Raw genomic sequence first — 20,613 nt, forward strand, 5'->3', positions numbered from 1 at the left:
CTCCTGGCAAAAGCTCGCGTCGCCCATCCGACCAGCTGCAATACCGACCGTAAAACCCGCTGCTAGGCTTCGACAGATCATAACTGTCAAAAAGCCACTATCATGCCCGCCCGCCTGCTGCTGTTCTGTGCATTGCTCATGGCCTCAGTGTCGAGCCAGGGCGTGACGCTCTACAAGATCACCGACGATTCCGGTGTCATCTCCTATTCCGACCGGCCTGGCCCCGGCGCCAAGCCCTTGGTGCTGCGCGAGCCCATGGTCGAAACGCTCGAAGGCCAAGTGCGGCTGAATGCGAAAACCTTCGACGGTGGCGTGAGCTTTTCCGCACGTAACGAGCTGCATGTGCCGGTAGAGGTAGAGTTGCGGCTGGACAACCTGGTCAACGCACAAGGCGGCGATGCCCCGCGTATCGTGCGCCGGCTGCTGCCGCCGCGCAGCACGCAGATGCTCAGTGTGCTCAGGGGGCGGCCCGGGCTGCTGCTGAACTACCGTTCGACCCTGCTGCAGGCCATGGGTGACCCGGGCAAACGGCCCCAGGGCTTCCGCTATGCGTTCCCGTGGATTGGCGGGCCGTTCCGTGTCACTCAGGGCCCCAATGGTCGCGTCAGTCATTTTGGACCCAAAGGGCGCTACGCCATGGATATCGCCATGCCCGAAGGCACCACCATCATCGCGGCGCGGGAAGGGGTGGTGGTGAAGACGGAGAACAGCCAGAGCGGGCGCGGCCCCAACCCCTCGGGTAACTTTGTCAGGATTTTGCACCCTGATGGCACCATGGGCGTATACCTTCACCTGATGCGCGGTTCGGTGGTGGTGGCGGAGGGGCAACGGGTACGGCAGGGCCAGATGCTGGCCAAGTCGGGCAATACCGGCAACAGCACTGGGCCGCACCTGCATTTTGTGGTGCAGCGCAATGTGGGGTTGGCGCTGGAGTCGATACCTTACCGCTTCGACAGGCCGATCAGCGGGATGCCGGATTTCACTGCCGGCAACCCCTGAGCGATTTGGCCATCAATCCAGCTTCAGCACCTTGGCCAGTACGATCTTGGGCCCTTTCATCTTCTTGATGATGATGCGCAGCCCTTCGACCTCCAGCGACTCCTCTTCTTCAGGCACGCGCTTGAGCGTTTCGTAAATCAGCCCGGCCAAGGTTTCTGCCTCGATGTGGTCAAGGTCGATACCCAGCAAGCGCTCGACCTTGAACAGGGGGGTGTCGCCGCGCACCAGCAGCTTGCCCGGCTGGTAGGCGAGAATGCCACGCTCGGTCTTGCGGTGTTCGTCCTGGATGTCGCCTACCAGCACTTCCAGCACGTCTTCCATGGTCAGGTAGCCGATCACCTTGCCATCGGCTTCCTCGACCAGCACGAAGTGCGCTCCGCCCTTACGGAACTGCTCCAGCAACTGGGCCAGCGGCATGTGCCGCGACACGCGTTCGAGTGGCCGGGCAAGGTCCTCCAGGTCGATGGTCTCTGGCAAGTGCTCCAGCTCAGCCAGCTCCAGCAGCAGGTCCTTGATGTGCAGCAGGCCGGTGAATTCTTCTCGTTCGGCGTCGTACACCGGGTAGCGGCTGAACTTGTGGCGGCGCACCAGGGCCAGGATCTGCTTCAGAGGCGCATGAGCGTCGATGCTGATCATGTCCTCACGCGAGTTGGCCCAGTCGACCACTTCCAGCTCGCCCATTTCCACGGCCGAGGCCAGCACGCGCATGCCTTGGTCGCTTGGGTCCTGGCCACGGCTGGAGTGCAGGATCAGCTTGAGCTCTTCGCGGCTGTAGTGGTGTTCGTGGTGCGGGCCAGGCTCGCCCTGGCCCGCAATGCGCAGGATGGTGTTGGCACTGGCATTGAGCAGGTAGATGGCCGGGTACATCGCCCAGTAGAACAGGTACAGCGGCACGGCAGTCCACAGCGACAGCAGCTCTGGCTTGCGGATAGCCCAGGACTTGGGTGCCAGTTCGCCGATCACGATGTGCAGGTACGAGATGACGAAGAAGGCGACGAAGAACGAGATGCCCTTGATCAGCTCGGCGCTGTCCACGCCGAAATAAGCCAGCAATGGCTCCAGCAGGTGGGCGAAGGCGGGCTCACCCACCCAGCCCAGGCCCAGCGAGGCGAGGGTGATGCCCAACTGGCAGGCCGACAGGTAGGCGTCGAGCTGGTTGTGAACCTTGCGCAGGATGTTGCCGCGCCAGCCGTGCTTTTCGGCGATGGCCTCTACGCGTGTGGCGCGCAGCTTGACCATGGCGAACTCCGCAGCAACGAAGAAGCCGTTGAGCAGCACCAGCAGGAAGGCAAAAATGATCATGCCGAAATCGGCGAATAACGAGGTGAGGCTGATACCAGAAGAAGGGTCCATGATGGAGTTTTTACGGGGTCCGTCTTTGAGATAGAGAGAAAAAAAGTGCCAGCTTTTGCTGGCACGGGGAATCCAATGTAGCGGCTGGGGCCGTAAAAGCAAAGGGCAGCGGACTCATTGCGGTCCAAGTGGCAGCAGGCATGCCCGCGAAGGGCTGCGCCGCAGCCCCAATCTCAAGCCTTTTCGTTGGCCAATTGTGCTGGCGGAAAGTGGCAGGTGAAGGTGCTGCCATGCCCCGGTACACTGCTGATTTCCAGCTTGCCGCGGTGGCGCATCAGCACATGCTTGACGATTGCGAGCCCCAACCCGGTCCCGCCGGTATTCGATGCACGGCTGGAGTCTACCCGGTAGAAACGCTCGGTCAGGCGTGGCAAGTGCTTGGCATCGATGCCCACCCCCGAGTCCTGCACCGACAGGTGAGCGCCCTGGGCATCGACCCACCAGCGGATACGGATGTTGCCTTCGTCCTGGGTGTACTTGACTGCATTGAACACCAGATTGGAAAAGGCACTGCGCAGTTCCGACTCGCTGCCCTTCAGCTTCAGGCCGGGCGCAGCTTCCAGGCTGATGTGCTGGTTGCGCGGCCCGGACAAGGCCTGGGCGTCGTTCTTGATGGCGGCGAGCAGGGCATCGACTGCCACCGGCTGGTTGTCCGATGGGTAATCGGTGGCTTCCAGTTTGGCCAGTAGCAACAAATCGTTGAGCAGGGTTTGCATGCGCGAGCCTTGCTGGCTCATCTGCTGCAGGGCGCGGCTCCACCGTGGGTTCACGTCTTCGACGTTGTCCAGCAGGGTTTCCAGGTAGCCGGTGATTACCGTCAGCGGCGTGCGCAGCTCGTGGGACACGTTGGCGACGAAGTCCTTGCGCATCTGTTCCAACTGGTGGATGCGGGTGACATCGCGCACCAGCATCAGGTGTTCATTGTTGCCGTAGCGGGTGATGTGCAACTGCACACGCATGCGATCATTGATCGGCGAAGGGATTTCCAGCGGTTCGAGGTAGTTTTCTGCCTCGAAGTACTCTTTGAAGAGCGGGTGGCGCACCAGATTGGTCACCTGCTGGCCGCCGTCCTGTGGGGTCTTGAAGCCCAGCAGGGTCTCGGCGGCGCGGTTCCACCATTCCAGGTTGCCGTCGCTGTCGAGCATGATCACCGCGTCACGCAGCGCGGCGGTGGACTCCTGCACCCGGTCGATCACTGCCTGCAGGCGGCCGCGCACACGCTGGTCGCGGCGTTGCAGGTGGTAGATGCTATCGAACACCTCGCCCCACAGGCCGTAGCCATCGGGTGGTGCTTCGTCAGGTTGGTGATTGCGCAGCCAGTCGTGCAAGCGCAGCAATTGCTTGAGGGTCCAGCCCAGATAGAGCGCCAGGCCAATGGCCAGGCTCCAGCCGTAGTAGCCGCTGACCAGCCCGCCGATCAGGCAGACGGTAATCAGCAACAGCAGATGGCGAATCAGGGTTGCGTGCCAGTTCTGGTTCAATTGACGGTCCTTGTACAACGACGTGCAGCTTGGCGCTCTGGAACTCGATCAGCTCTTGGTCGAGAAGCGGTAGCCAGTGCCCCGGACGGTTTGTACCAGATTCTCGTAAGCTTCACCCAGTGCCTTGCGCAAGCGACGGATGTGCACGTCGACGGTACGTTCCTCGACATAGACGTTGCCGCCCCACACCTGGTCCAGCAGTTGGCCTCGGGTATAGGCGCGCTCCTGGTGGGTCATGAAAAACTGCAGCAGGCGGTATTCGGTAGGGCCCATCTCGGCCGGCTTGCCGTCGATGGTCACGCGGTGGCTGATCGGATCGAGCAGCAGGCCGCCGACCTCGATCGGCGCCTCGCTGTCGCTCGGGCCAGTGCGGCGCAGCACGGCTTTCAGTCGCGCCACCAGTTCACGCGGCGAGAACGGCTTGGTGATGTAGTCGTCGGCGCCCACTTCCAGGCCCTGGATCTTGTTGTCCTCTTCACCCTTGGCGGTGAGCATGATGATCGGGATATCACCGGTCAGCTCGTCGCGCTTCAGGCGACGGGCCAGCTCGATGCCGGAGGTGCCCGGCAACATCCAGTCGAGCAGGATCAGGTCCGGTTTGCGGTCGACGATGATCGCATGGGCCTGTTGCGAGTTTTCCGCTTCCAGGCAGTCATAGCCGGCCATTTCCAGGGCAACGGCGATCATCTCGCGAATGGGCGCTTCGTCGTCGACGATCAGAATGTTCCTGCCTACCATGCTCAAAACCTCTCCTGGATTCGGTGTCTTGGCCCGCATTAGATAACGGAATTATTGCAGCTGTGTGACAGGGTGTTGGCCGTTCTGGCGACATTCCGTGACTGAACTAGGCTACAGAGGGCCGCCGTAATGGCAACCCGAACTCATTTCCCCCGAAACAATGGTGAATCCAATGACACGACATACGCTGAGCTGGATGGCCCTTTTCACTGCGCTGGCGCTCCCGGGGGTGGCGTTGGCCCACCATGCCATGGAGAAGGACGGCATGTGGGTCGATCATTCCGGCATGACCCTGTACACCTTTGACAAGGATGCGGGTGGCAAGTCGATGTGCAATGGCGATTGTGCCAAGAACTGGCCACCGTTGATGGTCAAGAAAGAAGACGAAGCACCGAAGGATAAATGGACCCATGTAACGCGTGACGACGGTTCGATGCAGTGGGCTTACGACGGCAAGCCGCTGTATACCTTCATCAAGGACAAGAAGGCCGGCGACATGACCGGTGACGGCGTGAAAGACGTCTGGCACGTTGCCAAGCCTTGAGATAGCCGGGGCCGCACAGCGGCCCCAAAACACTCAGCGCAACGCGTAATCCAGCACCACCCCGATAAACACCAGCAACCCAGCCCAGTGATTGTGCAGAAACGCCTTGAAGCACGATTCCCGGTCCAGCTTGCGCGTCGACCAGTATTCCCAGGCAAAGCACGCCGCCGCACCCAGCAACCCGAGGTGGAACCAGCCACCCAGATCGAAGCGGCTACCGGCCAGCAACAGGCAGCCCAGCGACAGCAACTGCAGGGTCAGGATGATGCTGCGATCGGCGTCGCCGAACAGGATCGCGGTCGATTTCACGCCAATCTTCAGGTCGTCATCGCGGTCGACCATGGCGTAGTAGGTGTCATAACCCACCGTCCACAGCAGGTTGGCGATATACAGCAGCCAGGCACTGGCCGGCAGGTCACCACCGGCCGCCGTGAACGCCATCGGAATGCCCCACGAATACGCCGCTCCCAGCACCACCTGCGGGTAGTAGGTGTAGCGCTTCATGAACGGGTAGCAGAACGCCAACGCCACCGCCCCGAATGACAGCCAGACGGTTCGGCTGTTGGTGCACAGCACCAGCAGGAAACTCACTCCTACCAGAATCGCGAACAGTGTCAGCGCCTCGCGTGGCCGCACTCGGCCACTGGCCAGGGGCCGGTCGGCGGTACGCTTGACGTGGCCGTCAACCTTGCGGTCGGCAAAGTCGTTGATACAGCAGCCGGCCGCGCGCATCAGCACCACACCAAGGCCGAAGATGAGCACATTGGCCAGTGTTGGTGACCCGTTGCCGGCAATCCACACTGCCGACAGGGTCGGCCACAGCAGCAGGTAGATGCCTATCGGCCGGTCCATGCGGCTGAGCTGGACGAAGTCCCAGGCCCGCGGGTGCAGGCGGTTGAGCGACTTGAGCAGTTGCAGGTACATCAGCGGTTTTCCTCCTTGGCCGCTTGCCACAATGCCGGCAGAAACACTTCTGCCACCAGCAGGTCCAGGCCGTTGCGCTCGAAGCGCGAGCGGCGGCCCCACAGCGCCGCATGTGCAGCTTCGGACGGTAGCCAGGCCTGTGGATAACTGCACACTTCGAGTGGATGACGGATGAACGCCTGGTCGCAGAACAGCAGCTCGCCCAGCGAGCGGCTGCCCAAGGTTTCCAGGTCCAGTCCTCCGCGTTCCAGGGCGCTGCGGCTGGCCACGCTGCGGGCGAATACCCAAGGTTGGCCATGGCCGCGCAGATACACTTCGCGCACCCAGCCTTCGGCGCCGGCAGCGATGCCCAGCGCCTGGCATTCGTCATCGCGCAGCGGCTGCCAGCCTTCGAACAGCGGGGTGACGGAAAAGTGATCGATGGACAGACGGGTCAGGCGGCGGGTCAGCGAGCCCTCGTCGAACAGCCAGTCAAGGGTGGGCTGGTCGATGTCGGTCGCCAGTTGTGAATACGGCAGCCACGCGACAGCGGCTGCTTGCGGGGATTCGTACGACACGTCGGTATGCTTTGTTACAGCCAGAGAGGCGGCGAGCTTAGCATGATTGCCCCAACTGCTTGCATACTGCCGGCAGGGCCGCTACAAAGCCCCCACGAATTGAGCACTGGCCCCATTCGCGGTCGCTGCAGGAGCGGGCTTACCCGCGAAGAGACCATCAGCAGCACAAGCCCCAGCCTGAACCGAGGAAATAGACCTGATGAAAAAGTGGCAATGTATTGTCTGTGGCCTGATCTACGACGAAGCCGAAGGCTGGCCCGACGACGGCATCGCCCCCGGGACCCGTTGGGAGGATGTACCTGAAGACTGGCTGTGCCCCGACTGCGGCGTCGGCAAAAGCGACTTTGAAATGATCTCCATCGGTTAATCGAGGAAAGCACGACATGACGTCCCCTGTGGTAATCATCGGTACCGGCCTTGCGGGCTACAACCTGGCCCGTGAATTTCGCAAGCTCGATGCGCAGACGCCGTTGTTGCTGATCACCGCCGACGATGGTCGCTCTTACTCCAAGCCGATGCTTTCCATGGGCTTTGCCAAGCAGAAGGACGCCGACGGCCTGTGCATGGCTGAGCCGGGCGCCATGGCCGAGCAACTGAACGCAGAGATCCGTACTCATACCCGCATCAGCGGCATCGACCCGGGCCACAAGCGGCTGTGGATCGGCGAAGAGGCCGTGGAATACCGCGACCTGGTGCTGGCCTGGGGGGCGCAGACCGTGCAGGTGCCGATCGAGGGTGATGGCGGCCATCTGGTATTCCCGATCAACGACCTGGAGGACTACGCGCGCTTCCGTGCTGCCGCCGCTGGCAAGCAGCGTGTACTGATCCTCGGTGCCGGCCTTATCGGCTGCGAATTCGCAAACGACATGAGCCTGGGCGGCTTCAAGGTTGACGTCGTGGCGCCGTGTGAACAGGTCATGCCGACCCTGCTGCACCCGGCCGCTGCGGCGGCAGTGCAGGGTGGGCTGGAGGGCCTGGGTGTACGCTTCCACTTGGGGCCGGTGCTGACCCGCCTGCAGCAGGTAACCCAAGGCCTCGAGGCGCACCTGTCGGACGGCAGCGTGATTGCCAGCGACCTGGTGGTTTCGGCCATCGGCCTGCGCCCACGTACCGACCTGGCTGCCGCGGCCGGCCTGCAGACCAACCGTGGCGTAAGCGTAGACCGCGAGCTACGTACTTCACACGCCAACATCTTCGCCCTTGGCGACTGTGCCGAAGTCGATGGCATCAACCTGCTGTACGTGATGCCGCTGATGAGCTGTGCCCGGGCGCTGGCGCAAACCTTGGCCGGCAAGCCGACGGCAGTTTCCTACGGGCCGATGCCTATCACCGTGAAAACCCCGGCGTGTCCGCTGGTGGTCTCGCCAGCGCCACAGGGCTGCGAAGGCATCTGGCAGGTAGAGGGGCAGGGCAGTGACCTCAAGGTGCTCTGCCTTGATGCCGACGGCAAGCTGCTGGGCTACGCCCTTACCGGGACGGCGGTGATGGAGAAGCTGGCGCTGAATCGTCAGTTGCCACCGGTTATGGCGTAAATAGCGCGCGTTCTGTCGGATTTATCCTGTTGTTGCCTGCACAATGGCCGCCCAGATACTGGCGCGGCCCCTGAGCTCGTGCCATTCTCACTCCCGTCTGCCGCAGATTAGAGCCTGCGGTGCCTTGAGCGCTGCTCCCAGAGGCAGCACGGCATAACAACAAGAATTCCGTCAAAGAGGCTTCACTATGCGCAAACCAGAACTCGCCGCCGTCATCGCCGATAAGGCTGATCTGACCAAGGAAAAGGCCAATCAGGTTTTGAACGCGATTCTCGACAGCATCACCGGTGCCCTGGACAAGGACACAGTTACCCTGGTCGGTTTCGGCACCTTCGAAAAACGTCATCGCGGCGCGCGTACCGGCAAGAACCCGCAAACGGGTGAGCCGGTCAAGATCAAGGCCAGCAATACCGTGGCCTTCAAGCCTGGCAAGAACCTGCGCGACAGCGTTAACGCTCCCGCCAAGCCAGCCAAGAAAGGCAAGTGATCGCTCCCTGACAATTCCAGTGTCAGCCAAGCGGGCGCCTCGGGGCGCCCGTTGTGCTTTCTGCAGGCAAAATGTTTCGAACTTGCATAAATAGTTCTGGAAAAGGATAAACTGCGCGCCTTAGTCACTTTTCATTCGAGGCGCGTTGATGAAGTTTCGCTTTCTTCTCTGGGCCATGGGGCTGTTGATGGCCAGGGCCAGTCGTAATAACCCCGCATTCCAGCAGCAGCTCAAGGGCAAGGACCTGGTGTTCCAGATGCAGACCCTGGACGGCAAGGTCGCCCGGCACTTCATCGTCGAGAATGAGCGCATCAGCAGCAAGGGCGGCGCACACCCACAGCCGGCGTTCGCCATTGCCTTCAAGGACGCCGCCTATGGCTTCGCCACCATGCAGGCGGGTAACAAGCAGCTGGCGTTCATGCAGGGGATTCAGGACAAGCACATCCAGATCAAGGGCAACCCGGCGTTGGTGATGTGGTTCCAAGGGTTGATGAAATACCTGAAACCGAAGAAGAAAGGCTGAAGCCCGACGGGGATGCCGATGCTTTACCTGTGGGAGCGGGCGTGCCCGCGAAACAAGCGACGCGGTGCATGGCACCGGCTTCGCCGGTGTTCGCGGGCAAGCCCGCTCCCACAGTCAAATCGCGCCAGCTTTTAGAAATTGAGCAAGACAGTTGCTCCCACAGGCTATGTGTTAATGCTTAATGCGGTGCATGGAACTGCGAAGCCAGCTCACGCAACAGGTTCTCGGCTTCGAGCACCTTGTTCACCACATCCTCGGCCTTGTCCCGGGTAATGCTCAGGCGTTCCAGCAGCTCGTCAGGAATCTCTTCCTGCGGCCCTGAGCCTATACCTCGCAAGCGCAGCAGGCGGGTGGCCAGGCATACCAGGTTGGGGAACGCGAAATATTCGCCGTCGTAGGCCGGATCGTGCTGAAAGCGCAAGGCAGTCGACAGCTCTTCCGGCATGTCCCACAGCTTCATCAGCCAGGCACCGATCTGTTCACGGCTGATGCCCAGCAAGTGTTGCTCCACATAGGTGTGGTTCAAATGCGGGTTGACCTCAAGGTGGCGGCAAATCAGCGAGAAGTGCGGCGGGAACACGTGCGCCAGCAGCAGGTAGCCGAAGTTGTGCAGTAGCCCGGCCAGGTAGGTCAGCCCGGCCTCGGGGCGTTCTGCGCGAGGCATGGCGCGGGTCAGGCCTTCGATGATCGCAGCGGTGTAGATCGACTGTTGCCAGTAGGGCGTGGCCTGCTGCGGGTGGTCCTTGGGCAGGCTCAAGGTCTTGCCTAGCGCCAGGCCCAAGGCCAGGTTGATCACAAGGTCGAAACCCAGCACACGCACGATGGCGTCTTCAACCGAGCGGATCTTGCCCGGCGAACCATAGTAGGGCGATGCAGCCCAGCTCACCACCTGTGCCGCCAGCGCCGGGTCGGTTTCGACCACGCCGGTGATGTCGTCGATGCTGGCGTTGGGATCTACCCGCAGCTTGATGATCTTCTGCGCGCTGTCGGCGAGCGGTGGGATTTCGATGGTTTCTTCCAGGCGCTTCTGAATGCGTCGGGCAGTGAAGGCCTGGACCGCATTGGTGATTTCCCGGGTGTCATCATCGGGGCGGTCGAGGTTGGGGCTGATGGCTTCGACTTGCTGGCCGAAGCTGCTGGCGCTGGCCTTGGCCAGCATGCGCTTGAAGTGTGCGCGTTCGATTTCCAGCAACAGGCCGGCTTCGCCGGACTGGATAAAGACCGTTTCGGCGTCGAGCAGGGCCTTTTCGTACTGACATGGCGAGCTGGTCAGCGCCGGGATGCCCGGCAGCGCCTTGAGGTGGTGCTTGTCGAGCATCTGCTTCAGGCGCGGTACCGACACGGCGGTCAGCTTGCGCCCGGTCAGCTCGGCCAGGCGGTTGAGGTCCAGCAGGTGGCTCTGCGGGAACAGCACCATGAGGGCGCCGACCTCGTCGTCGAGAAGGACAGCCTGCACCCGCGAAGCCGCTGGCAGGTACGGGTGTTCGACCACCTGGCGGTAGGGCACGCCGAGCTTGTCGAGCAGCAGCCTGATGACAGAGGGGGCGTGTGGGGTTGCGGTGTCCAGGGCAACTTCAGTCATGGTCCGTATCCACTGTTTCTTTTAAACGCGAAGTATAACCAGCCTGCGAGCAAATCTGGATCCATTCTGGGACTGCCGTCACACTTGGCCATATTGTTGGCCATGGCGCAGCCAGCGGTCCAGCAGCGGGCTGACGTGTTCCGGCCAGCGTGATACCAGGGCCTGGGCCGCGTCGCGCACGGCTGGCAGCAGGTCGGCGTCGCGCATCAGGTCGGCGACCTTGAACTGCAGCAGACCGGTCTGGCGGGTACCAAGCATCTCGCCCGGGCCACGCAGTTCAAGGTCTTTTTCGGCGATGATGAAGCCATCGTTGGTCTCGCGCATGATCCCCAAGCGCTCGCGGCCGATCTGCGACAGCGGTGGGTGGTACAGCAGTACGCAATGGCTAACGGCGCTGCCCCGACCAACCCGGCCACGCAGCTGGTGCAACTGTGCAAGGCCCAGGCGCTCGGGGTTCTCGATGATCATCAGGCTGGCGTTGGGCACGTCCACGCCCACCTCGATGACCGTGGTGGCGACCAGAAGCTGCAGGTTGCCAGCCTTGAACTCGGCCATGATCTCGGCTTTTTCTGCCGGTTTCATGCGCCCGTGGATCAACCCTACCCTCAGCTCGCCAAGCGCGCTGCCAAGCTCCTCGTAGGTGCTTTCGGCGGCCTGGCAGGTGAGTTCTTCGGACTCTTCGATCAGCGTGCATACCCAATAGGCCTGGCGCCCCTCGGCGCAGGCGGCACGTACCCGCTCGACCACTTCGAAGCGGCGGCTGTCGGCCACCAGCACGGTGTTCACAGGCGTACGCCCTGGCGGCAATTCGTCGAGCACCGAAGTGTCCAGGTCGGCGTAGGCGCTCATGGCCAGGGTGCGCGGAATAGGCGTGGCGGTCATGATCAGCTGGTGTGGGCACAGCTCGCCGGCCACGCCCTTCTTGCGCAGGGCCAGGCGTTGCTGCACGCCAAACCTGTGCTGTTCGTCGATGATCGCAAGGGCCAGGTGCTTGAACCTTACCTCTTCCTGGAACAGCGCGTGGGTGCCGACCACCATGGGGGCGCCGTTGGCGATCTGCTCCAGGGAAGCGGCCCGGGCCTTGCCCTTGAGTTTACCGGCTAGCCAGGCGACTTCGATGCCCAGCGGTTCCAGCCAGCGCTTGAAGGTAATGTAGTGCTGCTCGGCGAGGATCTCGGTGGGTGCCATCAATGCCACCTGGTAGCCAGCTTCCAGCGCCTGCAACGCTGCCAGTGCAGCGACCACGGTCTTGCCGGCACCCACGTCGCCCTGCACCAGGCGCATCATCGGTTCGTGCTGGCTAAGGTCGTAGGCAATTTCGTTGGCTACCCGTTGCTGCGCGCCGGTCGGCTGGAAGCCCAGGTTAGCCAGGTACTGCGCCTGCAGGTGCGTGGCCTTGGGCAGTACCGGCGCACGCAGGCTGCGCAGGCTTTCGCGCAGGCGTTGTTGCGACAGCTGATGGGTCAGCAACTCTTCGAAGGCCAGGCGGTGCTGGGCCCAGTGCTGGCCTTCGGCGAGTTCGTCGAGGTCGGCATCGGCCGGCGGATTGTGAAGGTAGCGGATGGCTTCGTCCAAGGGTGCCAGCTGGTAGTCCCGGGCAAGTTCGTCAGGCAGCCAGTCGGGCAGGCTGCGCGGGCCAAGCAGGGCAAGGCTCTGCTGGCACAACAGGCGCAGGCGTTGCTGGGTAAGGCCTTCGGTGGACGGGTAGATCGGCGTCAGAGTCTGCTCCACCGGTGGCGGCGGCTCGCTGCCGTTCAGCGCGCGGTACTCCGGGTGGTAGATTTCCAGGCCCGAAGCGCCGGGGCGGGCTTCTCCGTAGCAGCGCAGGTGGGTGCCCCGCTTCAGGCCCTCCTTCTGCGCGTTGCTGAAGTGGTAGAAACGCAATGTCAGCACACCGCTGCCGTCGCCCAGGCGCACCACCAGGCTGCGGCGCTTGCCCATGGTCACATCGGTACCACTGACCACTCCCTCGATAACCGCATCCTGGCCCGGACGCAGCTGGCCGATTGGCACCACGCGCGTGCGGTCCTGGTAGCGCAGGGGCAGGTGGAACAACACGTCCTGCAGGTTTTCCAGGCCAACCTTGGCGAGTTTCTCCGCCATTGCCTCGCCCACACCTTTCAGTACTGTGACCGGGACCTTCGACAGCTCACTCATGACTCAGGCCGGTTGTTCCGCAGGGTTTTTGGCGACCGAGCACAGGCGGATCGAATCGGCGAGGATCTCGATCGCCTTTGGCCGCGGGAAGCTGGCGCGCCAGGCGATGGCTACCGTGCGGAACGGTGCCGGTGCCGTCAGCGGGCGCACTTCGATGACGCCGGGGGCGTAGTGATGGCTGTGCACTGCCGACAGCGGCAGGATCGAAACGCCAAGGCCCGAAGCCACCATGTGACGGATGGTTTCCAGCGAGCTGGACTCTACCGTGGTATGCCTTGAGCCTTCACCCCCCTTGTTCAGGGTCGGGCAGGCTTCCAGTACCTGGTCGCGGAAACAGTGGCCTTCACCGAGCAGTAACAGGCTCTTGTCGTTGAGCATGGCGGTGTCGATGGTCTTCTTCGCCGTCCATGGGTGGTCGGCAGGCATCAGGGCGCAGAACGGTTCGTCGTATAGCGGTAGCGTCAGCACGTCGGCTTCGTTGAACGGCAGGGCGATGATCACCGCGTCCAGTTCGCCGTTGCGCAGCTTTTCGCGCAGTACGTGGGTGAAGTTTTCTTCGATGTACAGCGGCATTTGCGGCGCCACGCGGTGCAGCTGCGGGATCAGGTGCGGGAACAGATAGGGGCCGACGGTGTAGATGGCGCCGACCTTGAGCGGGGCGGTCAGCTGATTCTTGCCGGCCTGGGCCAGCTCGCGAATGCCTTGGGCCTGCTCCAGTACCTTCTGCGCCTGGGCGACGATGCTTTCGCCGACCGGGGTCAGACGTACTGCGCTTTTGCTGCGCTCGAAGATCAGAACGCCAAGCTCGTCCTCGAGCTTCTTCACACCGACCGACAGGGTTGGTTGGCTCACGTGGCAACGCTCGGCGGCATGGCCGAAGTGCTGTTCCTGGGCGAGTGTGACGATGTAGCGTAATTCTGTGAGGGTCATAACGTGCGTCCATGAAGTTGCGGGCCCAGCATAGCGGCTGCAATCGATAGACGCACGTTATCAGACTTGCCGAATTGTGACAGAAACAAAAGTCTCAGCGGCGGTCCAGTGAGTAGACGAACGGTGCCACGACTTCAATCGTGCCATTGTTCAGCAACTCGGGTGGCGGCTTGGGTACCGTGCCGGCCCGACGGATCATTTCCAAGGTCGCCCGATCCAGTGAAGCACTGCCTGAACCACCGGCCATGGAGTACGACACGACCTTGCCTTCGGCGTCGACCACGAAGCGCAGGCGGTTCATACCTTGCAAGCCGCGACGGCGCGCGTCTTCCGGGTAGCGCTTGTACTTGGCCAGGTGGCGCAGCAGGTCGCTCTGCCAGGTTGGCAGGGCGTTGCTGTTGGACGCAATGCTCGGTGCCGGTGCCGCGGACTTCTGCGGTGGCGTGTTGCTGGGCGGCGCATCCACCGTTTGCTCGGTGGGGGGTGCTTCCTTCGGCGGCTCAGGCTTTTTCTCGGGCTTGGGCGGCTGGGGCTTGGCCTTCGGCTTGGGCGGCTTGGGGATGGCAATCTTGGGCTTGGGCGCTTCTGCCAGCTTCGGCATCGGCGGTTCCTCGACCGGGGCCGGTGGCTGCGGAGCTGCCTTTGGGGGTGGTGGTGGCGCAGGCTCCGGCAACGGTGCCAGTTCGACCATCATCGCTGCCGGGGGCAGCTCGATGGCCTGGGGCACCGACCAGTTGAGCGTCAGCAGCACGGCGACCACGTGCACGCCCAGCACGATCGCCAGGCTGCCACCGTAGCGCGCCATGTTAGAGCGCGTTTTCATCATTTCTTGGCTGCCGTCTCGAGACCTACCAGACCGACTTTCAGGTAGCCGGCCGCGCGCATGTTGTTCATCACTTCCATCAGGTCGCCGTAATCCACGCCTTTGTCAGCCTGGAAGAAGATGGTGGTTTCCTTGTCACCCTTGGTCTTGGCGTCGAGCATCGGGCCAAGCTGGTCGGGTGCAGCAACCAGATCGTCGCCGACATACAACTTCTGGTCGGCCTTGACGCTGACGAACACCGGTTTCTCGGGCCTTGGCGCTGGTTTGGCGGTTGAGGCCGGCAGGTCGACCTTGATGTCGACCGTTGCCAAGGGGGCGGCGACCATGAAGATGATCAGCAGCACCAGCATCACGTCGATGAACGGCGTAACGTTGATTTCGTGGTTTTCGGCGAGGTCGTCGCCACCTTCGTTGAGATGCAGGCCCATGGCTTACCCCACTTTCACCATGTGCGGGGCGGCGCGCTCGCTGCCCTGGTGGTCCAGATCACGGCTGACCAGCAGCAGTACCTGGGCGGAGGCATCGGACACCTGCGCCTTGTAACCGGCAATGGAGCGGGCGAAGACGTTGTAGATGACCACGGCCGGGATTGCCGCGACCAGGCCCAGAGCAGTGGCCAGCAGCGCTTCGGCGATACCTGGGGCAACTACGGCCAGGTTGGTGGTCTGGGTCTTGGCGATGCCGATGAAGCTGTTCATGATGCCCCATACGGTACCGAACAGACCGACGAACGGCGCGGTGGAGCCGATGGTGGCGAGGACGCCGGTGCCGCTGCTCATGGTACGGCCGCTGGCATGCACCAGGCGCTCCAGACGGAAACTGACGCGTTCCTTGATGCCTTCTTTTTCGCGAGCGTTCGCCGAAAGACGCATCTCTTCGAGGGCATCATGGACCAGGGTATGGGCCAGGGTGCCTGCCTTGTTGGAGACTTCGCTGGCTTCTTTGAGGGTGGTGGACTTCTTCAGCTGGGCGATTTCGCCACGCAGGCGGCGCTTGGCGCCCATCAGCTCGAAGCCTTTGGCAATCCAGATGGTCCAGGTGATGATGGAGGCGATGGCCAGGCCGATCATGACGATCTTCACCACGATGTCGGCGTTCTTGTACATGCCCCATGGCGACAGGTCATGGGCCATGCCCAGCGAGGTGTCTTCGACCAGGGCTTGAACGCTCGGGTCTGCCGCGGCCGGTGCATCTGCCGGGTTGGTGGCAGTGGCATCAGGCGCCGGCGCATCGGCTGGGGCAGCAGCGGGTGCGGCCGGAGCAGTGGCAGCAGCAGGTGTGGCGGCGTTGGTGGTTGGCTCATCGGCCATGGCCACCGGGGCCAGCACCAGGCTAAGTGTCAGCGCGGCGATGGCGCGCCAGGCGCGCGACGGGGTTGGCGAAGCGGAAGATTGAGTACGTGTCATGCTGGCCGGACCTGATGAAGAAAAAGTGAACGTTCTCCAAGGCCTCGATGCAGGCCGAGAACAAATTGGCGGCCATTATTGCAAGTAATTCTTGTTAACAAAAGTAATATTGTAGCTTTTTTCGCCTATGGTCTAGCCGCCCATCGTGTAGCGTGGCCAGGCTGATCAATTGGTCTAGGGGAGTTTAGAGATGTCAGACCTTTCCGTGATGGTGGTGGGTTGTGGTGATGTGGGTGGGCGTCTGGCCAGGCAGATGTTGGCTAAAGGTTGGAAGGTGAGCGGCCTGCGCCGTTCTGTTAATCAGCTGCCCGCTGGGGTTCAGCCGGTTGCTGCAGACTTGGCCGAACCGTCGATACCGCAGGCCTGGCCACAGGGCGCGCTGGACTACCTGGTGTACTGCGTGGCAGCCAGCCAGCACGATGAGGCGGGTTACCAGGCAGCCTATGTCGATGGTTTGCGCCATGTGTTGGCCTGGTTGGCCGAACGTGGCCAACGCCCGCGCCGGCTGTTGTTCGTCTCCAGCAGCAGCGTGTATGCGCAGAAGGGCGGCGAGTGGATAGAGGAGGGCGCTGCCACCGAGCCTGAGGGCTATTCCGGGCGGGTGATGCTGGAGGCTGAACGGTTGGCATTGGGCAGCGGCATCCCGGCGAGCGTGGTCCGCCTGACCGGTATCTATGGCCCGGGGCGCGAGTGGTTGCTGAGCCAGGTGCGTCAGGGTTACCGCGTGGCCGAGGAGCCGCCGCTGTATGGCAACCGCATTCATGCCGAAGATGCCGCCAGCCTGCTGGCGTTTCTGCTGCAGGCCGATGCTGATGGCAAGGCAGTGGATGATTGCTACATCGGTGTCGACGATGACCCGGCGCCGCTGGCCGATGTGGTGGCCTGGCTGCGGGCGTATATGGGGGTTACCGAGTGGTCCGATGAGCAACGGGTACGGCGTACCGGCAGCAAGCGCTGCAGTAATGCCCGGGCGCGGGCGCTGGGTTGGGCGCCGGTATATCCGAGCTACAAGGAAGGCTACGCCGCGATCCTGGCAGGAAAAGCCTAGCTGGCAACTGGCGCGATGCCTTGTGGGAGCAACTGTCTTGCTCAATTTCTAAAAGCTGGCGCGATCCCTGTGGGAGCGGGCTTGCCCGCGAACACGGGCGAAGCCCGTGCCATCCACCGCGGTGTCTTCTTCGCGGGTAAACCCGCTCCTACAGGGGGCGCGCATCATCTCAGGTGCGCTCCAGCGTCCACTGACGCTTGCCGGCTGCCAGCTCCGGCATTTCATCCGGCTGCGCACGGTTCACTGCCTGGAAAATCTCCAGCTTGTCGCCATCGCGCTTGATGATGAACGGTGCACCGCGCTGGTTGCGCTCCAGCCACAGGCTGTCATTGCTGCCACCCATGGTCGCACAATCACCCGCCAGGCACAGGGCGAAGCGGTCCGGCCCGGGTAGGCCGGTGACGTTGCCGGTGTCGCTGAAGCGCACGCTGGCACCTTTGCCCTGGCCTTCGACGATCTTCCAGTTACCGCCCAGGTAGGCCTGGTACAGCGCTTTCTCGAAGCTGCTGCCAAGTGGTGCGTTGGCTGACACCGACGCCTTTGCGCGCACGAAGGTTTGCTTGGCGCCGTTCTGGTCGACGGCCAGCAGCTCGTCGCCATCGAGCGAAAGCTGCTCGGTCTGGCCGCCCTGGAAGCTGGCCTGCCATTGCTTGTCATTGGCGCTCAGCTGGCCGTCAGCGGCCTCGAAACCATTGCTATAGCTAGCTTGCTGATTGGCCACGTCGAGCTTCCACTCGAACACTGGGCCGTGCTCATTCAGCGCCTGGCGCAGGCTGCCGGCTTTGACCGCCGCAGTGATGGCTTCCTGGTTGATCCAGATGCCGTTGAAATCTTCGGGTTTGTGGCTGGTGCAGCCGCCCAGTAGCAGGGCTGCCAGCGCGAAGGGCAGTGCTTGACGCATGACGGGATAACCTTGCGGAGTAAGGAGGGTGACGGGCAGGGCCCGTCACCCGGGCATCATTCGATGACCAGGATGGCGTCCATTTCGACCTGAGAGCCTTTCGGCAGCGCGGCAACGCCGATGGCAGCGCGGGCTGGGTAGGGCTGTTCGAAGTAGCGGCCCATCACCTCGTTTACCTTGGCGAAGTGGCTCAGGTCGGTGAGGAAGATGTTCAGTTTCACGATGTCCTTGAACGAACCGCCAGCGGCTTCAGCCACGGCCTTGAGGTTCTCGAACACCTGCACGGTCTGGGCTTCGAAGCCTTCGACCAGTTCCATGGTCTTCGGGTCCAGAGGGATTTGGCCCGACATGTACACGGTGTTGCCGGCCTTGATCGCCTGCGAGTAGGTGCCGATGGCGGCAGGGGCCTTGTCGCTGTTGATGACGGTTTTGCTCATGATGACTCCTTGCGGTTGGCGGACTACGTACGCATGCGGGTGATGCGGACCACACCGGTCAGGGTACGCAGCTTCTTGATCACACGCGCCAGGTGCACGCGGTCGTGCACGCTGACCACCAGTTGGACCACGCTGATACGGCCGTCGCGTTCGTCCATGCTGATCTTTTCGATGTTACCGTCGGCGGCGTTGACGCTGCTGGCCAGCAGGGCGATCAGCCCGCGCTGGTGTTCCAGCTCGACACGCAGTTCGACATTGAACTCGCCAGTGATGTCCTTGGCCCAGGAGAGCTGCACGCACTTTTCGGGGTTGTGGCGGATTTCACTGATGTTGCGGCAGTTCTCCAGGTGCACGACCATGCCCTTGCCGGCCGACAGGTGGCCGACAATCGGGTCACCCGGGATCGGCGTGCAGCACTTGGCGTAGCTCAGCACCAGGCCTTCGGTACCGCGGATCGCCAGCGGGCCTTCTGGCGCCGGCAGCTGTTCGCCTTCGGCCGACAGCAGGCGGCGCGCGACCACGTAGGCCATGCGGTTGCCCAGGCCGATGTCTTCGAGCAGGTCTTCTATCAGCTCCAGGCGGTATTCGGCGAGAATAGACTGGACGCGTTCCTGAGGGATTTTCTCCAGGCTGCTGTCGAAGCCTGTGAGCACCTTGTTCAGCAGGCGCTCGCCCAGGCTGATGGACTCCGAGCGGCGCTGTTGCTTGAGCGCGTGGCGGATATTCGTGCGCGCCTTGCCGGAGACCACAAAGTTGAGCCAGGCCGGGTTTGGCCGAGCGCCCGGGGCGCTGACGATTTCTACTGTCGAGCCGCTTTGTAGCGGTTCGGACAGTGGCGCCAGGCGGCGGTTGATGCGGCACGCGATACAGCTGTTACCAACGTCGGTGTGCACCGCATAGGCGAAATCGACGGCCGTGGAGCCTTTGGGCAACTCCATGATCCGGCCTTTGGGGGTGAATACGTAGACCTCGTCCGGGAACAGGTCGATCTTCACGCTCTCGATGAATTCCAGGGAGTTGCCGGCACGTTGCTGCAGTTCGAGGATGCCCTTGACCCACTGGCGGGCACGCGCGTGGCTGCCCTTGGGCTGCTCGTCGTCGTTGGACTTGTACAGCCAGTGTGCAGCGATGCCGTTGTTGGCCATCTCTTCCATTTCGCGGGTGCGGATCTGGATTTCGATGGGCACGCCGTGCATGCCGAACAGGGTAGTGTGCAACGACTGGTAGCCGTTGGCCTTGGGGATCGCGATGTAATCCTTGAAGCGCCCGGGCAGCGGCTTGTAGAGGTTGTGCACGGCGCCGAGCACGCGGTAGCAGGTATCCACCTTGTCGACGATGATGCGGAAGGCATACACGTCCATGATCTCGTTGAAGGCACGGCGCTTGCCGCGCATCTTCTTGTAGATGCCATAGAGGTGTTTCTGCCGACCGCTGACCTCGCCCTCGATGCCGTCGGCGGCCAGGCAGTTGGCCAGCGAGTGCTCGATCTTGGCGACGATCTCTTTGCGGTTGCCGCGTGCGCTCTTCACTGCACGGTAAATCAGCGACGAGCGCATCGGGTGCATGGCCTTGAAGCCAAGGTCTTCGAACTCCACCCGCACATTGTGCATCCCCAGGCGGTTGGCGATGGGGGCGTAGATTTCGAGGGTTTCCTTGGCGATGCGCCGGCGTTTTTCGCCAGACAGCACTTCCAGTGTGCGCATGTTGTGCAGGCGGTCCGCCAGCTTGACCAGGATCACGCGGATGTCGCGGGCCATGGCCATGGCCATCTTCTGGAAGTTTTCCGCCTGCGCCTCGGCCTTGGTTTCGAAATTCATCTGGGTCAGCTTGCTGACCCCATCGACCAGTTCGGCCACGGTCTCGCCAAACTGCTGGCTGAGGGCTTCCTTGGCGATGCCGGTGTCTTCGATCACATCGTGCAACATGGCCGCCATCAGGCTCTGATGGTCCATGTGCATGTCGGCGAGGATGCTGGCCACGGCCAGCGGGTGGGTCACGTAGGGCTCGCCGCTGCGGCGGCGTTGCCCATCGTGGGCCTGTTCGGCGTAGAAATAGGCACGCCGGACCAGGTTGACCTGTTCGGGGCCAAGATAGGTCGAAAGCCGTTCGGCCAAGGCTTCTATACCCGGCATGGGTTCACCTCCTGCCGAGGAAGAGGGCCTTGCGCCGTACGACGTCGACCTGGCATCAA

21 protein-coding genes are annotated in these 20,613 nt (G+C 62.6%); 7 read left to right on the forward strand and 14 right to left on the reverse strand.

The annotated features are described in order from the left end of the window. Window positions 1–102 precede the first annotated feature (102 nt). A complete protein-coding gene (locus tag J3A98_RS24640) occupies window positions 103–999 on the forward strand; it encodes a peptidoglycan DD-metalloendopeptidase family protein (RefSeq protein ID WP_209969111.1) in 897 nt (298 codons plus the stop codon). 12 nt (window positions 1,000–1,011) lie between these two features. Here the strand turns inward: J3A98_RS24640 and J3A98_RS24645 are convergent, their stop codons facing one another. From J3A98_RS24645 to phoB, 3 genes are all read right to left on the reverse strand, one after another. Then, window positions 1,012–2,352 carry a hemolysin family protein gene (locus tag J3A98_RS24645; RefSeq protein WP_209969115.1) on the reverse strand — a complete coding sequence of 447 codons (1,341 nt, stop codon included), beginning with the start codon at window positions 2,350–2,352 and terminating at the stop codon, window positions 1,012–1,014. Window positions 2,353–2,525: 173 nt separating this feature from the next. Further along, a complete protein-coding gene (gene phoR, locus J3A98_RS24650; RefSeq protein ID WP_209969119.1) occupies window positions 2,526–3,833 on the reverse strand; it encodes a phosphate regulon sensor histidine kinase PhoR in 1,308 nt (435 codons plus the stop codon). A 48-nt stretch (window positions 3,834–3,881) separates the two neighbouring features. After that, window positions 3,882–4,571 carry a phosphate regulon transcriptional regulator PhoB gene (phoB, locus tag J3A98_RS24655; protein ID WP_003253341.1) on the reverse strand — a complete coding sequence of 230 codons (690 nt, stop codon included), beginning with the start codon at window positions 4,569–4,571 and terminating at the stop codon, window positions 3,882–3,884. Window positions 4,572–4,743: 172 nt separating this feature from the next. On the opposite strand from phoB, the gene J3A98_RS24660 reads away from it, so the two are divergent. Further along, window positions 4,744–5,115, forward strand: coding sequence for a hypothetical protein (locus J3A98_RS24660; RefSeq protein WP_209969122.1), 372 nt, complete (start codon window positions 4,744–4,746; stop codon window positions 5,113–5,115). Window positions 5,116–5,148: 33 nt separating this feature from the next. Here the strand turns inward: J3A98_RS24660 and ubiA are convergent, their stop codons facing one another. Both ubiA and J3A98_RS24670 read right to left on the reverse strand, forming a co-directional pair. Beyond that, window positions 5,149–6,039: a 4-hydroxybenzoate octaprenyltransferase gene (ubiA, locus tag J3A98_RS24665; protein ID WP_176682901.1), complete on the reverse strand. Its 891-nt coding sequence runs from the start codon at window positions 6,037–6,039 to the stop codon at window positions 5,149–5,151. Next, a complete protein-coding gene (locus J3A98_RS24670) occupies window positions 6,039–6,596 on the reverse strand; it encodes a chorismate lyase (RefSeq protein WP_176682900.1) in 558 nt (185 codons plus the stop codon). Before J3A98_RS24670 ends, ubiA begins: the two co-directional genes overlap by 1 nt. Window positions 6,597–6,795: 199 nt before the next feature. On the opposite strand from J3A98_RS24670, the gene J3A98_RS24675 reads away from it, so the two are divergent. The 4 genes from J3A98_RS24675 (at window position 6,796) to J3A98_RS24690 (ending at window position 9,138) form a co-directional block, all read left to right on the forward strand. Beyond that, window positions 6,796–6,963, forward strand: a complete 168-nt coding sequence (locus J3A98_RS24675; RefSeq protein WP_003253349.1) for a rubredoxin — start codon at window positions 6,796–6,798, stop codon at window positions 6,961–6,963. Between the two features lie 16 nt (window positions 6,964–6,979). After that, the gene (locus tag J3A98_RS24680) at window positions 6,980–8,128 is read left to right on the forward strand and encodes an FAD-dependent oxidoreductase (RefSeq protein WP_209969125.1); all 1,149 of its coding nucleotides are present in this window, start codon (window positions 6,980–6,982) and stop codon (window positions 8,126–8,128) included. A gap of 187 nt (window positions 8,129–8,315) precedes the next feature. Then, window positions 8,316–8,615, forward strand: a complete 300-nt coding sequence (locus J3A98_RS24685) for an HU family DNA-binding protein (RefSeq protein ID WP_003253355.1) — start codon at window positions 8,316–8,318, stop codon at window positions 8,613–8,615. A gap of 148 nt (window positions 8,616–8,763) precedes the next feature. Continuing rightward, window positions 8,764–9,138 carry a helicase gene (locus J3A98_RS24690; RefSeq protein WP_176682898.1) on the forward strand — a complete coding sequence of 125 codons (375 nt, stop codon included), beginning with the start codon at window positions 8,764–8,766 and terminating at the stop codon, window positions 9,136–9,138. 178 nt (window positions 9,139–9,316) lie between these two features. On the opposite strand, the gene J3A98_RS24695 is transcribed toward J3A98_RS24690, so the two are convergent. From J3A98_RS24695 to exbB, 6 genes are all read right to left on the reverse strand, one after another. Further along, on the reverse strand, window positions 9,317–10,720 hold the full coding sequence (locus tag J3A98_RS24695) for an aminoacyl-tRNA deacylase and HDOD domain-containing protein (protein ID WP_209969127.1): 1,404 nt from the start codon (window positions 10,718–10,720) through the stop codon (window positions 9,317–9,319). Window positions 10,721–10,798: 78 nt separating this feature from the next. Beyond that, entirely contained in the window at window positions 10,799–12,877 is a 2,079-nt protein-coding gene (gene recG / locus J3A98_RS24700) for an ATP-dependent DNA helicase RecG (protein WP_176682896.1), read from the reverse strand. A gap of 3 nt (window positions 12,878–12,880) precedes the next feature. Continuing rightward, a complete protein-coding gene (locus tag J3A98_RS24705; protein WP_012274839.1) occupies window positions 12,881–13,807 on the reverse strand; it encodes a hydrogen peroxide-inducible genes activator in 927 nt (308 codons plus the stop codon). 94 nt (window positions 13,808–13,901) lie between these two features. Further along, complete coding sequence (locus tag J3A98_RS24710) at window positions 13,902–14,633, reverse strand: energy transducer TonB (RefSeq protein WP_176682895.1); 732 nt, start codon at window positions 14,631–14,633, stop codon at window positions 13,902–13,904. After that, the gene (gene exbD / locus J3A98_RS24715) at window positions 14,630–15,058 is read right to left on the reverse strand and encodes a TonB system transport protein ExbD (RefSeq protein ID WP_176682894.1); all 429 of its coding nucleotides are present in this window, start codon (window positions 15,056–15,058) and stop codon (window positions 14,630–14,632) included. The genes J3A98_RS24710 and exbD overlap by 4 nt, the downstream gene beginning before the upstream one ends. Window positions 15,059–15,061: 3 nt before the next feature. Beyond that, a complete protein-coding gene (exbB, locus tag J3A98_RS24720) occupies window positions 15,062–16,036 on the reverse strand; it encodes a tonB-system energizer ExbB (RefSeq protein ID WP_209969130.1) in 975 nt (324 codons plus the stop codon). A gap of 190 nt (window positions 16,037–16,226) precedes the next feature. On the opposite strand from exbB, the gene J3A98_RS24725 reads away from it, so the two are divergent. Beyond that, window positions 16,227–17,084, forward strand: coding sequence for an SDR family oxidoreductase (locus tag J3A98_RS24725; RefSeq protein ID WP_209969132.1), 858 nt, complete (start codon window positions 16,227–16,229; stop codon window positions 17,082–17,084). Between the two features lie 169 nt (window positions 17,085–17,253). Here the strand turns inward: J3A98_RS24725 and J3A98_RS24730 are convergent, their stop codons facing one another. Genes J3A98_RS24730 through spoT form a run of 3 tightly spaced genes read right to left on the reverse strand, consistent with a single transcriptional unit; the run spans window position 17,254 to window position 20,554 of the window. Then, the gene (locus J3A98_RS24730; RefSeq protein WP_209969135.1) at window positions 17,254–17,985 is read right to left on the reverse strand and encodes a hypothetical protein; all 732 of its coding nucleotides are present in this window, start codon (window positions 17,983–17,985) and stop codon (window positions 17,254–17,256) included. Window positions 17,986–18,041: 56 nt separating this feature from the next. After that, window positions 18,042–18,422, reverse strand: coding sequence for a RidA family protein (locus J3A98_RS24735; protein WP_003253379.1), 381 nt, complete (start codon window positions 18,420–18,422; stop codon window positions 18,042–18,044). A gap of 23 nt (window positions 18,423–18,445) precedes the next feature. Then, window positions 18,446–20,554, reverse strand: coding sequence for a bifunctional GTP diphosphokinase/guanosine-3',5'-bis pyrophosphate 3'-pyrophosphohydrolase (gene spoT / locus J3A98_RS24740; protein WP_176682890.1), 2,109 nt, complete (start codon window positions 20,552–20,554; stop codon window positions 18,446–18,448). Window positions 20,555–20,613 lie beyond the last annotated feature (59 nt).

This window comes from Pseudomonas sp. BP6, from assembly GCF_017875935.1.
In the GTDB taxonomy this organism is placed as follows: domain Bacteria; phylum Pseudomonadota; class Gammaproteobacteria; order Pseudomonadales; family Pseudomonadaceae; genus Aquipseudomonas; species Aquipseudomonas putida_Y.